Genomic DNA, 15,116 nt, shown 5'->3' on the forward strand with positions numbered 1-15,116 from the left:
CCTTTGTAAACTCTACTAAATATTAGCTCAGCTGTGAGAACACCACCCACTCTTTACTAAGACACGGTTGCCACTGGTTCGAACCCAGTACAATCCACCAAATCCCTTTTTGTCCCGATGAAATTGTTAGTAACGTGCAAGAGCACCGCCCACTCTTTACCGCTTGAATTCTAGCAGCTTGCTTTAGTCGAATCGCCAGGCTGCTTATAGCCGATATTGCACACAAAGACGCCGTGAACCCATCCTTGGGGGCTCCTGTCCGGCATCCATGCCGTACACGCTTTGTTTAGCAATATCGGCTCGCTGCCTGGCTGCATCGGCGTTTTTTAATAGATAGCAAAATGGCTCCCTGACATTAGTTTTGTGTTAGTTTGTTGGCCATTTTTCGGCGTAATGCGAAAATCGAACAAGGTGGTAAACGCATAGTACACTTTGCTCTGGGAGGTGTTTTTCAGGGGTGAAAAACAGACAAATTCGTCGGGAACGAATTTGAACAGCGCTTGTGCTGGCCCGCAGGGCAAACTTCAAGAAGAAGTTTGTAACCCCCCAGGGAAGGGTTCACAGCGTGCCCCGACAAAGTTGTACGGCGCGTTTAGCCGCCGGATGCACCAATCTTACGCCAGCTCAATCTGCATAAAAAGCTAAAACGGCACAGCGCAAATTTGCATGGTCTTTTTACAGCGGATAAAAAAAATACTAACCACCTTTCATTCACAATCATAAAATCAGGTAAAGCGAATTAAGCCAAAATTAGCAAACTAAGACGTAACAGTGCCTGACAAAGCACAGCGGAAAAGCAAATAATACCTATGGATTACTTACCAATTTCTAAATTTCCTTCCACAAACCAGCAATAATTGATCTTTAACAGTTATTCTGTACGAAAAAATTGCTATAGTATGATCATCTCACCCACGCTGGATAATTGCTGTAGATGGATAGTTCGCTAAAACGCAATGAACGTATTCTGATTATTGATGAACAATCATTATCTCAGAGCTATTTGCGCTACGCTTTAGAACAGCTTAATTATCAAGATATCACCATTGCCGACCGGCCGCAGTTAGCATTAAACCTTTGTCGCGACAACCAGTTTGATCTAGTTATCTGCTCTTACAATCAGGGCGATGGTAAAGACGGCTATCAGTTATATGAAGAGCTTAAACTAAGCGGTCTGCAAAAACATACCACCGGCGTGATCTTCATTAGTGCGGAAACCGATCCCACCCTGGTGCATAGCGTTATCGAATTACAGCCAGACGAATTTCTGGCCAAGCCTTTTGTGATAAAAGATCTGCAGCTTCGGATTGAACGGGTACTAAAACGTAAAGAACAATTAAGAACCTTATATCAGTTGCTCGACTCGGGTAATCACCACGCTGCCTTGCAATATATCGACGAACAATTATCTAACGCCGCACAACGCAAATGGTTTCCCCTTTTGCTCAAATTAAAAGGTGATATTTTGCTTATCCAGCAACAATATGCCGATGCCGAGCAATTCTTTAAAGCCATGCTTGCCATTCAGCCATTCAGCTGGGCAAAGATGGGCTTGGTGCGCTGTTATCTTCACCTTGGCAAAGAAGCGGAAGCCTTTGGCGAACTAGAATCGATGCTCATGCGCACAGATAGCCGACTGTTCGCACTGGATTTACTGGCGGAGCTGGAGTTTAAGCAGCAACGTTACCAAATAGCTCAACAACACCTTATCGATGCGGCCGATCTAGCGCCCCGCAATTTACTGCGGCAACAGAAGCTATTGCATTTATCGCGCTTAAATCATGATTACGAAATACAATACCGGGCGGCCAAAGATATGGTGAAATTTGCCCGTTATTCGATCTTCGAACAACCAGACCTTTACTTAAATCTCGCGCGCGCCAGTATTGATTTTGCGTTGAGTAGCGAAGACGAAGAACAAAGCAGTCGGTTAAACCGACAAGCCAGCCAAAGCCTGCAAAACTTACAAAAGCAGTTTGCGAAGCAAGATCTCAATGAGCAGCAACAAATTTTAAAAGCTCGCATCTTGTACTTGCAAGATCATAAAGATAAAGCCAAGGCGCTATTACGTGATTTGAAAATTGATAGCCCAATAGCATCACTGGAAGATGCGCTGGATAAAGCAAAAGCATTACATGAAGTCGGTTTAACAGAAGCATCGCAACAACTGTTCGAGCACATTAGCGAACATTGTATCAAGCAGCAAGCTGATCCCATGTTTAGCGCTTTTCTGGCACAAGAGAAAACCGAACGAAAACAGATGCAGCAGGGACCACGGGAACTTAACAATAACGCGGTACAGTTATATCAACGCGGGCATTGGGAGCAAGCCTTTGAAGCCTTTGCCTTGGCGCATCAAGTTATGCCTAAAAACGCAGGTATTGCACTAAACCTCTGGCAAACTTTGCTAACGTCTCCAAGGCAACTGTGTTCGGTACAGGAAAAAAGCCGGCTATTACAACAATGCTTACAAATCATTGAACAAGCCAATCTCAAACCTGAGCAAAAGAATCGCTATGAACAGCTTAAACTACGCTTAGCTGAAAATACCATGAGAAGTTCTGTCGGCTAAGCAAGCCATGTTACTTTTTTATCACTGGCTCCGGCCACTCCCGAAAAATAATCGGCAAAGTGCTAGACCTTACTAACCAAAATAAACATAACCCCAAAGCCACCACAGACACTAATCGCCAGGGCGCATCCAGAATGGCATCTGTCGGTAAATCATAAAGCGTGTAGATTAGATCTGCACTACAGCAAAGCAAAAGTAACGGCTGACTGACGCGCCAAACTGGGCGCCAGGCCGCACTGCGCTTATCACTGCGCTGCGTTAGAGCCACCACCACCAGCAACACCGGCAAAGCGATTAAACAGGCCATCAAAAAATCTTGTTGTTGTGGATAAAACAGCTTTAACAGATCTTTCTGCTGAGCGGGTAAGGTCAACACCAGCACCCAGCTCAAATAAGGCCGCAGTAATACTAATAACAGCCAATAAAAACGCTGTGGAACGGGCGTTAAGCCGTATTTATCCAGTAAGGGCCAGTCGTTCATACTTGCCGCTTACGCTGCGCTAACATGCCTAAACCGCTAAATACCGCCAGACAAAACCACGGCAACCACAGGTTGCTAAACCCCGCTAGTTGGCGGGCGACCCAGGGCGTTAAAAACAGGGTTAAAGCGCCATAACCAAAGGCACAAACCAGAATAAACACTAAGGTTCGCCAAACAAAATGCCAGTGGGCAATTTGCCGGCGAATAATCCGATTCAGATCATCCCCAAATACCACCAAGCTAGTAGCAACCATCGCTAAGGCAATATCTCGTGCATAAGGGCGAAATAATGCTCCCCACTGCTGCAACAATTCCATCAACCAATCTGGCATGACTGACCGCTCCTACTACTTACTTAATTTAAGCCCTTGCTGGCCCGTTCTAATTTGCCACGCCATACTGTTGAAATAATGCCAACATCTGCTGTTCATCCCAGACTGGCACTTGTAATTCGGCAGCTTTTGCCAGTTTTGAACCGGCATTCTCACCGGCTATAACGGCATGCGTTTTTGCCGACACCGAACCCGATACCTTAGCGCCCAAGCGCTGCAGTAAGGCTTTAGCATCATCCCGCCCCATAGTACTTAGCGTTCCGGTAAGTACTATGGTTTGCCCTGCTAGTGGTTGCTCACTACTTTGCACTTTAGCAATTGCTGGCCACTGTAACCCTTGCGCTAACAGTGCGGCCACGACTTGCTGATTATGCGGCTCGCGAAAGAAGTTATACAAATGCTCAGCGACCACGGTACCCACATCCTGTACTGCTAATAACTGTTCCAGACTAGCAGCGGCCAGAGCATCCAAGGTCGTAAAGTGATTCGCTAAATTAAGTGCCGTAGCCTCGCCCACTTCACGGATACCCAGCGCATAAATAAAACGCGGTAAGCTGGTGTTTTTAGCCTGTTTAATCGCATTTAACAGCTTAAGAGCCGACTTTTCTGCCATCCGCTCTAAACCGACTAACGACGGCATATCCAACGCAAAAATTGCATCTGGTGTTTTTACTAAGCCCTGATCGACTAATTGTTCTACCAACTTATCGCCCAGCCCTTCAATATCCAGCGCTTTACGCGAGACAAAGTGCTTTAGTGCTTCTTTTAACTGGGCGGCACAAAACAGGCCACCGCTGCAGCGTGCCACCGCTTCGCCACTTACCCGTTCAATACTGGAGGCGCAAACCGGGCATTGCTCTGGAAAAACCACTGGTCGCACCGTATCAGGACGTTGCTCTAACACCACCGCCACAATTTGTGGGATCACATCACCCGCGCGACGGACGATAACGGTATCGCCAATTTGCACGCCTAAGCGGTTAATTTCATCCTGATTATGTAAGGTCGCATTACTGACCGTAACACCACCAACATTGACCGGTGCTAAACGGGCAACCGGGGTAATAGCACCGGTGCGCCCAACCTGAAAATCGACATCCAACAAGGTGGTGAGCATTTCCTGCGCTGGAAATTTAAAGGCAATAGCCCAGCGCGGTGCCCGGGCGACAAAGCCCAGTGCTTGCTGCTGGTTTAAATTACTGACCTTAATAACCACACCGTCGATTTCATAAGCCAGGCTAGCGCGCCGCGTCAAAATATCCTGATAATACGCCAGCGCTGCTGTTTCTCCTTCAACCAGACGAATTTCCGGACAAACCGGTAGGCCCCAGTCTTTTAGCTGTTGTAAACGTTGATAATGGCAACTGTTATTGAGGTAACCTGCAGGATCGTCTACCAGACCAACGGCATAAGCATAAAACATCAGTGGGCGCTTAGCGGTAATCGCCGGATCTAACTGCCGTAAGCTACCGGCAGCGGCATTACGTGGATTGGCGAAGACCTTGTCACCTTGTTGTCTGGCCTGTTCATTTAACTGCGCAAAGCCCGCTAGCGGCATAAAAACCTCGCCGCGCACTTCCAGTACTGGTGGCAGGTTATCGCCCTTAAGCTTCAATGGAATAGCCCGGATGGTGCGGATATTAGTGGTAATGTCTTCACCGGTGTTGCCATCACCACGGGTAGCAGCCTGCACCAGCACACCATTTTCATAACGGATGCTTACCGCTAAACCGTCCAGCTTGGGCTCGCAGCAAAAACTAAATTCACCAGCAAGATCCAATCTATCGCGCATCCGTTTTACAAAGGCACTAAAGTCGGCCGCATCAAAAGCATTATCCAGCGACAACATAGGAATGCTATGTTGCACCTGCGAAAACTTGGCTAAAGGGGCACCGCCTACCCGCTGTGTCGGTGAGTCACTACTTACCAACTCCGGGTGTTGCTGCTCAAGCTGCTGTAATTCACGATAAAGCCGATCGTATTCGGCGTCCGGCACTGTAGGGGCATCTAACACGTAGTATTGATAATTGTACTCGGCAAGTTGCAGGCGCAAGGCGGCTATTTGCTGTTCGGGGCTTTGTTTCATAATGGAACTCTTCAATAAAAACGGCAGGTATATACCTGCCGTGTTAATTTAACTGTGGCTCTTAGCGGCGGATTAAACGCTGGCGTTGAAACTCACGAATACGTTCAACATAATGGCGCACAGTTTGCACTGTCAGCACGCTACGTTGCCCATCCAACACCTGACCACCGAATTCCTCTGCTAGTTTTTTCGCAGCGTTATGCATTACATTAAAGTTCTGCAACGGCTCGCCTGGTCCAGGTAGCGTCATAAACAAGCTTAAACCGCGAGTGCTGAGCTTATCCATATTATCGATATCAAAGGTGCCGGGGTTAAACATATTCGCCAGGCTGAATAGAACTTCACCGTTACCTGCACTGTCTTGATGGCGATGAAAGATATCCATCTCGCCATATTTAAAGCCTAATACCGTTAACGCCGACAGTAGCTCCTGACCTTTTAATTCTTGCTGCTCAGGTAACAACACATACAAAATCAGGACTTCTGATGGTTCAGCATCGCCAGCATCCTCTGCAGGTGACTCAGCGGCCGGCTCGTCATACTCATCATAGTCAGGGGCGTCTTGCGTTGTGGCAGGCGGTAAGTCTTCGTCGGCTAACGCAGAAAAATTTAACACCGGTTCCTGCGGTTCCTGAAACAAGTCATCTTGCTCAGTAGGCTCAACCCGGCGCTTTAAGTCGATAGGTCGACTTTGCGGTTTAGCATCTGGCTTAGGTGTTGTGGTAAAACGCGGCTTGGGTTCAACTGGCTTTTTGCCCGCACCCTTTACCACCCGCACCGGGCCTATACCCAGCTCGTCGAATCCTTCACCACTACTATTGTCTCTTTCGTTATCCTCAGGATGGTAACGATGCTGTGTTTTGCTACTATTTTTGCGCACCGTCCATAAGCCATGTAAGAATAAACCACCCAATACCAGGGCACCCAAAATAATTAACACTAAACGCAACTCGCTAGCCATTTCTTATACCTTTAACTTTTTAGGCTACTGCCAGTTTGACAGCATCATCCACATCTACCGCCACGACTCGGGAGACACCGGGTTCTTGCATCGTAACACCCATTAACTGCGCCGCCATTTCCATGGCAATTTTATTGTGGCTAATATAAATAAATTGTACCGTTTCAGACATTTCCCGCACCAGATTACAAAAACGCCCCACATTGGCATCATCTAAAGGTGCATCTACTTCATCCAACATGCAAAAAGGTGCCGGATTAAGTCTGAAGATTGAAAACACTAATGATAAAGCGGTTAACGCTTTTTCACCACCGGATAATAAATGAATTGTACTGTTTTTTTTACCAGGAGGGCGCGCCATGATGCTTACCCCCGTTTCCAATAAATCCTCATCGGTTAAATCCAGGTAAGCACTGCCCCCACCAAAAACTTTCGGGAACAGCTGTTTTAGGCCTTCGTTAACCTCTTCAAAGGTATCTTTAAAACGCTGTTTGGTTTCCCGATCGATCTTACGCATCGCCGTTTCTAACGTCTCCAGCGCGGAAACTAAATCCTGATGCTGATCATCTAAATACTGCTTACGCTCAGCCTGTTGCTCATATTCTTCTATCGCTGCCAGGTTAATCGCCCCTAAGCGGCTAACAGCATCCACCGTTTTATCCAGTTGCTGCTGCCACGTCTGTTCATCTGCCGCTGCAGGTAGCTCTGCCAATACCTCTTTCATACTGACCTGCTGTTCACGTAACAGTTCCAGCATATTATTAGCACGGATACGATAGCCTTCTGCATCCAGCCGCAGCGACTCTAACGCCTTTTGCTGCTGTGATACCCGTTGCACTATACCTGATTGTCCTTGCTCCAGCTCACGGATTTGCTGCTCGAGTGTACCCAGAACGTTATTGGCCTGTTTTAATGCTGATTCGGCATCTTCACGCAGCAATAAGCTTTCTTGTAATTGCTCTTGTAACAATAACGCCGGATCATCATCGGCGGCAAGCTGCTGTTGTAACTCTGTAATTTGCTGTTGCAACAAGCCTTGCTGTGCAGCTGCTCGCGCTAAATTTTGTTCCAAGCTTTGTTGCTGGCGCTGACAGAGTTGACTTTGCATTTGCAGTTGCACTAAACGCTGCCGCTGCTCTGCACTTTGTGAGCGCAGTAACTCTTCTTGCTGACGCGCCAGTTGCAACTTCTGTTGATACTGCTGCTGTTCGGTTTGTTGCGCTTGATAAGTGTGTTCGGCCTCATCCTGCAATACTTGTTGTTCGTCATATCGCGCTGTCAGTATCTGCCGCTGTGCACTCAGCTCGGCAATGCTCTGCTGTAATTGCTGACGTTGTTGTTGCACTTGTTGCAAGGTTAACTGCTTAAGTTGGATGGTAGTATTAACTTGTTGCAGTTGACTTTTATAATCTTCTTGCTGTTGTGCAGCCATTTGCACTAACCGCTCAAGCTGCTGGTAACGTTGCTTAGCCTGCTCCGCTGCAGCACTTGCTAAGGCGAGCTGTTCGGTCAGCTGTTGCAGTTTTTCAGTTAGCTGCTGTAAACGCTCTTGCCGCAGTAATGCACTGTCTGTGGCATTAGCATCAGGTTGCATCCCCCAGTTTATGCCAAGCCACACACCTTGCGGACAAATAACGGATTGCCCGGCACTAAGTGTCGATTGCTTCGCCAAAGCCTCGCCTAAGGTGTCAGCTAATAAAATATGCCGGAAGCTTTCCGGATAAGGGCCGCGCTTTATCGCACTGGCCAAGGTGCCTTGAACTGCTAATGACTTGTCGGCCTGTGAGTTGGCACTTTGCCAATCTGTTGTCAGGTAACTTGCTATGCCTGACTCATCCAGATGATCCGGATGCTGCTCAACAATATTGGCATGTTGTAAATTCCCCAAGGCAAAAGCCACAGCCAAGGCCCAACCGGGTGATAATTCCAATTGCTGCAATAGCTGCTGTTCGCTCGCGGGCAGAGCTTGTTGCAGTTGCTCAAGCCTTTGTTGCTCGAGCTGTAATACCTGCTGTTGATTCTGCCATTGTTGTAACTCTTGCCTGGCGACAGTAAGCTCTTGCTCAGCTCGGCTTAGAGCTACTTGTTGCTGCTGCCAAGTCTGCTGTGCCTGTTGTTGGGCGCAAAGTAAGGTTTCGTGTTCGTGTTGCAGCACTGCCAATGCCTCGGCCAGAGACGCATCATCCAACAAAGCCAACTGCTGCTCTTGCCGCAACTGCTGCTCTGCCAACTGTTGCTGCTGTTGCTGTAGATGCTGTAGCTGCAGCCGCAACTGCTGCGCTTGTTCACGCAGACTAAAACTATTTTGCTGCCAGCTTTCAAAATGTTGCTGTTGCTGACGAACCTGCTGCGTAGCATCTTGTAATCGCCATTCCAGCTCTGCAGCCTGCTCTGCTTGTAGCTCAGTGTCCGGCTCTAATTCTTCTAACTGGGCGACAAGTTCTGCCAATTGTTGTAAATCAGTTTGCTGGTGTCGGTTAAACTCCTGCAGGCTTTGTTGTTTTTGTTGCAACTGGCTCTGCAGCATCTGTTGTTGCTGACGCTGCCCCAGGATTTGTTGCTCTAGCCGGCTAATCGTCGCACCGAGTTGATAGAAGTGCTGTTGCCGCTGCTCTTGTTCACTGCGGGCATTTGCCGCCTGTTCTTTCAGTTCCAACAAAATCCGCTGATCACCGGACTGGGCTGCGAAGTATTTTTCCAGCTCAGTTTCTTGTTCGCGTAATTGTTGCTCTAGCTGTGTCAATTGCTGATTAAAGCCTAACCATTTAATGGTGGTAACTTCAGCTTTTAATTTACGCTCTTGCGCTTTTAACTCTTTATAACGCTGCGCTGTTGCGGCCTGACGCTTTAGTTTTTCAATATTTTTACCCAGCTCCTCGCGCACGTCTGCTAAGCGATCCAGATTGTCCCGGGTATGTTTAATCCGATTTTCTGTTTCGCGCCGCCGTTCTTTGTACTTGGAAATACCCGCCGCTTCTTCAATAAAAACCCGCAGCTCCTGCGGTTTAGATTCAATTAAACGGGAGATCATGCCCTGTTCGATAATGGCATAGCTGCGCGGCCCCAAGCCGGTACCTAAAAATATATCAGTAATATCACGGCGGCGGCATTTACTGCCATTGAGAAAGTAACTGGACTGGGCATCGCGGGTGACCAGGCGTTTAATAGCAATTTCACTGCGATCAGCTAACTGACCAGCTAAACGCCCCTGGGTATTTTCAAACACTAATTCAACCGAGGCTTGTGACACCGGTTTACGCTGCGCTGAGCCATTAAAAATGACATCGGTCATAGCGTCGCCGCGCAGGTTTTTAGCCGAGCTTTCACCCAGCACCCAGCGCACTGCATCTATGACATTAGATTTACCACAGCCATTGGGACCCACTACCGCCGTCATCGCTTCCGGAAACGGCACTGTCGTCAGGTCAACAAAAGACTTAAAACCGGCAAGTTTAATTTGTTTTAAGCGCATTTAGCCGCAACTTGCTTTTATGCAAGCCGCTATTAAGTTGTTATTATTCAGTTTGTTCAATCTACCGAATTTGTTTTGTACTGTCACTTGCTAATTCTGCTGATTGAACGGGTTTGCAAATTTTTCTTACGCCAACGTTCGGCTTTAACTAACACATCTAAACTTTTTCGCACAGCAGGCTTATCTACTACCGAACTGACTATGACTACAGGTCTGGAAATAATCAGGTTATTAGGGTAGATAATACGCTCTTGCTCTTTGGTAGTGAGCACGGTGTTAAACAGATGAATTTCCGAAATATCCCCTTCCAGCGAGTTATTGCCATCGATAATCCGCACTTTGCTGCCCTCGGCGAAGTCTTTTTGCCCCAATAAAATAAAGAAGGCGGTAACATTACTAATCAGTGACCAGGAAGCAAATAAGGCGACACCCGCTACGGCAATAATGGACGAGGCCAATACCAGCAAACCGCGAATATCCACCCCCCAAACGATACTTAGCACTACCATAAGTAACAGTAGCAATAAGATATGGCATACCACCAAGGCTCGTTTATTCATCTCTGGCCGCATACGATTGCCAGCCAGCAAATTATACATCACTGGCACTAATCGACGGCTGATAATGATATAGGCTAAGAAAGCGAATACCGATAAACCTAACTGGATAAAGGTGGGGCTCAGGTAGCTGCTCAGCTCTGTTAACAGATCACTTTCCGCAATAATTGACTGCTCAACACTCATAGCTTAATCCAAATCATTTAACGGCCAGCTAACGATATAGTCTTCAAACTTATCCATATCGACCTGGTCCTCAGAGATGGTTTTATTCCGCACCGACATTTGCTTTTTGTGCATCAGACTTTTTTTGCCACCATTTAATAATGGATGCCAGGAAGGTAAACCACGCCCTTCATGTAAACGACGATAAGCGCAGCTGTTGGGCATAAAGAAAATATCTTTAAGGTTTTCTTTGGTTAGCTTAATACAATCGGGCACTAACACCGTGCGCAAATCGTATTGGGTACATTCACACTTGTGGCTATTTAAATAACGACAGGCAATATTGCTAAAGTGAACTTGCTCATCCTGATGGATGACTGCGGTAGGACCTTCGTCTTCATCATCATCAATAAATTTATTTAAACAGCATTTGGCACAACCATCACAGAGTGCCTCCCACTCTTCGGTATTCATTTCGGCCAGTGTTTTATGCTGCCAAAAGTTTTCTGCTAGTGTCATTTAGTTTGTTACCAGGGTAGTGATTGAGAAAAAATCGGCCAGTTGTAGCTGCAAGGTATCGCCGGCTTCTAATGGCCCCACGCCAGCCGGTGTGCCGGTAAGTACCACATCGCCTGGCAACAGGGTAAAATGCTGGCTCATTTCGCTAATTAATTGACTAATGCCACGGATCATATTGGCACTGTTACCCTGCTGACGCAGTTCGCCATTTACCGTTAGGCTGAAATCTAATTGCTGTGGATGTTGCACCGCCTGTTTCGGTACAAAGCCACTTAGCGGGCAAGCACCGTCAAAACCTTTGGCAATTTCCCAGGGACGGCCCAGTTGCTTTAATTTAGCCTGCACCTCACGTAAGGTTAAATCCAGCGCCAAGCCATAACCCCAAATTGCCTCATTGACTTCGGCAAAGCTGGCCTGCTTTAACGGTTTGGCAATTAACACGGCAATTTCCAGCTCGTTATGCACGGCACCTTGCGTTGTAGGGATGCTAAAGCCCGGAGTCAAAGGTACCAAAGCCGTAGTCGGTTTAATAAAGAACAAGGCCTCTGCAGCCGTTTTGCTCTGCATCTCAGCAATATGATCTTGATAGTTTTGACCAATGCACACCACCTTACCCAGCGGTAAATCGATGTGTTGTAATGCTACAGTTTGATGCTGGTACATTTAGCCTTGCTCCGCCACGATAAGATCTGCCAGATAGCCGACACTGGTAACAAAATAGTAAGAGCGGTTCCAGTGCATCAGGCTTTTGTAGTTATGATAGGCTAAGAAAGCCCGGCCATCAGGGCCGTCGGGCAATACCAACGCGGCCTGCAAATCACGTTGTGGCAATTGTTCACCGCTTAGTCTGCGCACGCCCAGTTTATGCCAGTCAGCAAGGCTGCGCTCTGACGCACTCCAACGTTGTAACCATTCGTTGCGGGCTAAACTACCGCGCTGAATAGCATGCCCCGCATCAAAGCCTTTGGGCAGCAACACTTCACGGCCCCAGGTACCATTATTGTCCCAGCCCTGTTGCTTTAAGTAGTAAGCAATAGAGGCAAACACGTCCAGCTCGTTCGTCCAGATATCTTTTTTACCATCACCATCGCCGTCTTGCGCATAGGCTAAGAAGGAGCTTGGCATAAACTGGCTTTGCCCCATAGCACCAGCCCAGGAACCTTTCATATCTTCCAGGCTAATATGGCCTTGTGCCAAGATGTCGAGGGCATTAAAAAATTCTTGCTTAAAAAAGGTTTCTCTGCGGCCTTCGTAAGCCATGGTGGCAAGCGCTGAAGGAATAGAAAAATTACCCATAAAACGACCAAAACTGCTTTCTAAACCCCAGAGAGCGATAATAAAGCGCGGTTGCACGCCATAACGTTTGCCGATTTCTTCTAATTGCGGCAAATATTTTTGATAACGTTCACGCGCCATCCGGATCCGCGTCTCACTGACTCGCTTAGGTAGATAGGTATTTAATGTCTCTACTATTTCAGGTTGACTTTTATCCGCACTGATGGCTCTTTCATAAAAGGTGAGTGAACTAAAAACGGCATCTAACAACGCAGCATCATAACCTTTGGCTTGCGCTTCCACTTTTAATGCCGCTGTGTATGCAGCATAGTCAGGCTTAGTATTATCAGTACTGGTTTGAGCAAAAGAAAACTGACTAATTGCTAACATGAAACCCGCTACCATGCAGCGATTTAATGAGAAACCCATAATAAAAACACTCCCTTTCCTCTTAACGGCTTAGATTGTTCGCCGCCTTATGCGCAGCTAACAAATTTTCTGGTGGTGGTGGTAATTGCAAATAAAAGCCTTGCTCAACTAAAGCGGCCCTTAACTTATTGATATCAATCTGTGCCAGATGTTCCCGTTTTGCCAGATTAATTACAGTCACCAGCTCGGGTTTACCAAAGCTTTGTAATAACAACGCAGGAACTTTACTAAAGTCGTCCCGCTTTTCTATATATAAATAGGTGCCTTCTTTGCGCAGGCTACGATAAACGGCGCATAACATACAATAAAACTACTTCGCTAACTTGCCTAACAGATAGCAAGACTATAACATGAAGCGCATGTATAACGCTGCCACGGCAGTGATAATAATAGTAAAAGCGCTGAATTTTTATGTCTGAACACTCCTTAGAATTAAAGGGCAGTTTATTCCCTTTGTCCGTGTTACATTGTACTGATGCAAGTGCCGCCACTCTCGGCCCGCTGTTAAGCGCTAAATTAGCGCAAGCACCCGGTTTTTTTTATCAGGCGCCCATAGTGCTTAATCTGCAAGACTGCGTGGATGTACCCGATTTTGCAGCATTAAAGCACTTATTTAGTGAGCTGAAATTGGTATTAGTTGGGGTAACAGGAGCCAGTGCCAGTGTTAAAACAGCGGCGCAGCAGGCGGGGTTAGCCGTACTGCAAGCCGGTAAAGCAGCTACAACAAAATCTGCAGCCAGTGAAGCGCATAGCACATCATCGTCAGCGCAATCAGCTCAGAAAACAGCGGCAACGCACTCCCTCGCAGCACAACCAGTGATGATGGATAGTAAAGTGGTTGAACAAACTGTGAGATCCGGCCAACAAATTTATGCTAAAGGTGCCGATTTGATTGTTAAAGGTGCCGTTGGTGCCGGTGCGGAAGTGATTGCTGATGGCAATATTCATATTTATGGTTCATTGCGCGGCAAAGCGATTGCAGGGGCCAGTGGTGATACCAGCAAACGTATTTACTGTTATAACATGCAGGCTGAACTGGTATCCGTGGCCGGAAACTATTGGTTAAGCGAAAGCCTGCAAGGTGAGTTTTGGGGCAAACCGGCTTGCATTAAATTGCAGGACGAGACGTTAGTCATTTCAGAATTAGTGTAAGGAACCTCACTATGGCAAAGATTATTGTGGTTACATCGGGCAAAGGCGGTGTCGGTAAAACCACCTCCAGCGCGGCTATTGGCACTGGGCTGGCACTTGCCGGACACAAAACAGTTATTGTTGACTTTGATATCGGTTTACGCAATTTAGATTTAATTATGGGCTGCGAGCGTCGGGTGGTCTATGATTTCGTTAACGTCATTAACGGCGAAGCGAACCTAAAGCAAACGCTGATTAAAGATAAAAGAGTCGACAACCTGTTTATCTTACCCGCTTCGCAAACCCGTGATAAAGACGCCCTGACGAAAGAGGGTGTAGAGCGGGTATTAAACGAACTCGCCCAGGACTTTGATTTTATCTTATGCGACTCGCCAGCAGGTATTGAGTCTGGTGCTATGATGGCATTGTACTTCGCTGATGAAGCTGTAGTTGTGACTAACCCGGAAGTGTCATCGGTACGAGATTCGGATCGCATTATAGGTATGCTTTCCAGTAAGTCTCGTCGGGCCGAGCAAGGCTTAGAGGGCATTAAAGAACACTTGCTTCTTACTCGCTACAACCCTGAACGAGTGCAAAAGGGTGAGATGCTCAGCGTAGAAGATGTAAAAGAAATCCTGGCAATAGAACTTATTGGTGTTATTCCAGAATCACAAGCTGTGTTAAATGCATCAAACTCAGGCCAGCCAGTGATTATGGATAAAGACAGTGATGCCGGTCAGGCTTATTTGGACACTGTACAGCGCCTGCTCGGTGAGAAAGTGCCGTTGCGCTTTTTAACCGTGGAGAAAAAAGGTTTTATCAAAAGGATTTTTGGAGGATAACTGATGTCGTTACTGGACTATTTTCGTTCAAAGAAAACCAATACCGCCAGCACGGCAAAAGAGCGGCTGCAAATTATTGTAGCGCATGAGCGTAAACGTCGCTCTGGTCCGGATTATCTGCCACAATTAGAACGTGATATTTTGGAAGTAATTCGTAAGTATGTTGATATTCCAGCTGATCAAATTGCCGTATCGCTGGAGCAACGCAGTGACGAACTGTCAGTACTTGAACTGAACGTCACTTTCCCCGATGAAAAGCGCTAGTTGCGCTTTTCTTTTAACTTCTGTCAAAGG

Annotated in this window: 14 protein-coding genes; 4 read left to right on the top strand and 10 right to left on the bottom strand. The window is 47.0% G+C overall.

Going from position 1 to position 15,116, the window contains the following annotated elements:
• Positions 1–934: 934 nt before the first annotated feature.
• Positions 935–2,572 carry a response regulator gene (locus tag IE163_RS04745; protein ID WP_189430757.1) on the top strand — a complete coding sequence of 546 codons (1,638 nt, stop codon included), beginning with the start codon at positions 935–937 and terminating at the stop codon, positions 2,570–2,572.
• 10 nt (positions 2,573–2,582) lie between these two features.
• Here the strand turns inward: IE163_RS04745 and IE163_RS04750 are convergent, their stop codons facing one another.
• The 10 genes from IE163_RS04750 to IE163_RS04795 form a co-directional block, all read right to left on the bottom strand.
• A complete protein-coding gene (locus IE163_RS04750) occupies positions 2,583–3,053 on the bottom strand; it encodes a DUF2919 family protein (protein ID WP_189430759.1) in 471 nt (156 codons plus the stop codon).
• Positions 3,050–3,385: a DUF3392 domain-containing protein gene (locus IE163_RS04755; RefSeq protein WP_229833436.1), complete on the bottom strand. Its 336-nt coding sequence runs from the start codon at positions 3,383–3,385 to the stop codon at positions 3,050–3,052. The genes IE163_RS04750 and IE163_RS04755 overlap by 4 nt, the downstream gene beginning before the upstream one ends.
• Positions 3,386–3,434: 49 nt before the next feature.
• Entirely contained in the window at positions 3,435–5,471 is a 2,037-nt protein-coding gene (gene ligA, locus IE163_RS04760; RefSeq protein WP_189430761.1) for an NAD-dependent DNA ligase LigA, read from the bottom strand.
• 61 nt (positions 5,472–5,532) lie between these two features.
• The gene (gene zipA, locus IE163_RS04765; protein ID WP_189430763.1) at positions 5,533–6,432 is read right to left on the bottom strand and encodes a cell division protein ZipA; all 900 of its coding nucleotides are present in this window, start codon (positions 6,430–6,432) and stop codon (positions 5,533–5,535) included.
• A gap of 19 nt (positions 6,433–6,451) precedes the next feature.
• Entirely contained in the window at positions 6,452–9,904 is a 3,453-nt protein-coding gene (gene smc, locus IE163_RS04770; protein WP_189430765.1) for a chromosome segregation protein SMC, read from the bottom strand.
• 83 nt (positions 9,905–9,987) lie between these two features.
• Entirely contained in the window at positions 9,988–10,647 is a 660-nt protein-coding gene (locus IE163_RS04775; RefSeq protein WP_189430767.1) for a mechanosensitive ion channel domain-containing protein, read from the bottom strand.
• A 3-nt stretch (positions 10,648–10,650) separates the two neighbouring features.
• Positions 10,651–11,145, bottom strand: a complete 495-nt coding sequence (locus IE163_RS04780) for a YcgN family cysteine cluster protein (RefSeq protein WP_189430769.1) — start codon at positions 11,143–11,145, stop codon at positions 10,651–10,653.
• Entirely contained in the window at positions 11,146–11,808 is a 663-nt protein-coding gene (locus IE163_RS04785; protein ID WP_189430771.1) for a fumarylacetoacetate hydrolase family protein, read from the bottom strand. It abuts the gene before it with no gap.
• Positions 11,809–12,825 (bottom strand): lytic murein transglycosylase, encoded by a 1,017-nt coding sequence (locus IE163_RS04790; RefSeq protein WP_373297871.1) that lies wholly within the window; start codon positions 12,823–12,825, stop codon positions 11,809–11,811. It lies immediately after the preceding gene.
• 46 nt (positions 12,826–12,871) lie between these two features.
• Positions 12,872–13,150 (bottom strand): YcgL domain-containing protein, encoded by a 279-nt coding sequence (locus IE163_RS04795; RefSeq protein ID WP_189430775.1) that lies wholly within the window; start codon positions 13,148–13,150, stop codon positions 12,872–12,874.
• 110 nt (positions 13,151–13,260) lie between these two features.
• Between IE163_RS04795 and minC the strand changes: the two genes are divergently transcribed.
• Genes minC through minE form a run of 3 tightly spaced genes read left to right on the top strand, consistent with a single transcriptional unit; the run spans position 13,261 to position 15,086 of the window.
• Positions 13,261–14,001: a septum site-determining protein MinC gene (minC, locus tag IE163_RS04800; RefSeq protein WP_189430777.1), complete on the top strand. Its 741-nt coding sequence runs from the start codon at positions 13,261–13,263 to the stop codon at positions 13,999–14,001.
• Positions 14,002–14,012: 11 nt separating this feature from the next.
• Positions 14,013–14,822 (top strand): septum site-determining protein MinD, encoded by an 810-nt coding sequence (gene minD / locus IE163_RS04805; RefSeq protein WP_189430778.1) that lies wholly within the window; start codon positions 14,013–14,015, stop codon positions 14,820–14,822.
• A 3-nt stretch (positions 14,823–14,825) separates the two neighbouring features.
• Complete coding sequence (minE, locus tag IE163_RS04810; protein ID WP_189430780.1) at positions 14,826–15,086, top strand: cell division topological specificity factor MinE; 261 nt, start codon at positions 14,826–14,828, stop codon at positions 15,084–15,086.
• Positions 15,087–15,116: the final 30 nt, after the last annotated feature.

This window comes from Alishewanella longhuensis (assembly GCF_014653435.1).
In the GTDB taxonomy this organism is placed as follows: domain Bacteria; phylum Pseudomonadota; class Gammaproteobacteria; order Enterobacterales; family Alteromonadaceae; genus Alishewanella; species Alishewanella longhuensis.

What these genes read in the sequence shown, in the direction of transcription:
- IE163_RS04780 (WP_189430769.1), bottom strand. Translation starts at nt 11,145, where the DNA reads ATGACACTAGCAGAAAACTTTTGGCAGCATAAAACACTGGCCGAAATG.
- IE163_RS04775 (WP_189430767.1), bottom strand. Translation starts at nt 10,647, where the DNA reads ATGAGTGTTGAGCAGTCAATTATTGCGGAAAGTGATCTGTTAACAGAG.
- zipA (WP_189430763.1), bottom strand. Translation starts at nt 6,432, where the DNA reads ATGGCTAGCGAGTTGCGTTTAGTGTTAATTATTTTGGGTGCCCTGGTA.
- IE163_RS04790 (WP_373297871.1), bottom strand. Translation starts at nt 12,825, where the DNA reads ATGGTAGCGGGTTTCATGTTAGCAATTAGTCAGTTTTCTTTTGCTCAA.
- IE163_RS04755 (WP_229833436.1), bottom strand. Translation starts at nt 3,385, where the DNA reads ATGCCAGATTGGTTGATGGAATTGTTGCAGCAGTGGGGAGCATTATTT.
- minE (WP_189430780.1), top strand. Translation starts at nt 14,826, where the DNA reads ATGTCGTTACTGGACTATTTTCGTTCAAAGAAAACCAATACCGCCAGC.
- smc (WP_189430765.1), bottom strand. Translation starts at nt 9,904, where the DNA reads ATGCGCTTAAAACAAATTAAACTTGCCGGTTTTAAGTCTTTTGTTGAC.
- IE163_RS04785 (WP_189430771.1), bottom strand. Translation starts at nt 11,808, where the DNA reads ATGTACCAGCATCAAACTGTAGCATTACAACACATCGATTTACCGCTG.
- minC (WP_189430777.1), top strand. Translation starts at nt 13,261, where the DNA reads ATGTCTGAACACTCCTTAGAATTAAAGGGCAGTTTATTCCCTTTGTCC.
- IE163_RS04750 (WP_189430759.1), bottom strand. Translation starts at nt 3,053, where the DNA reads ATGAACGACTGGCCCTTACTGGATAAATACGGCTTAACGCCCGTTCCA.
- minD (WP_189430778.1), top strand. Translation starts at nt 14,013, where the DNA reads ATGGCAAAGATTATTGTGGTTACATCGGGCAAAGGCGGTGTCGGTAAA.
- IE163_RS04795 (WP_189430775.1), bottom strand. Translation starts at nt 13,150, where the DNA reads ATGTTATGCGCCGTTTATCGTAGCCTGCGCAAAGAAGGCACCTATTTA.
- ligA (WP_189430761.1), bottom strand. Translation starts at nt 5,471, where the DNA reads ATGAAACAAAGCCCCGAACAGCAAATAGCCGCCTTGCGCCTGCAACTT.
- IE163_RS04745 (WP_189430757.1), top strand. Translation starts at nt 935, where the DNA reads ATGGATAGTTCGCTAAAACGCAATGAACGTATTCTGATTATTGATGAA.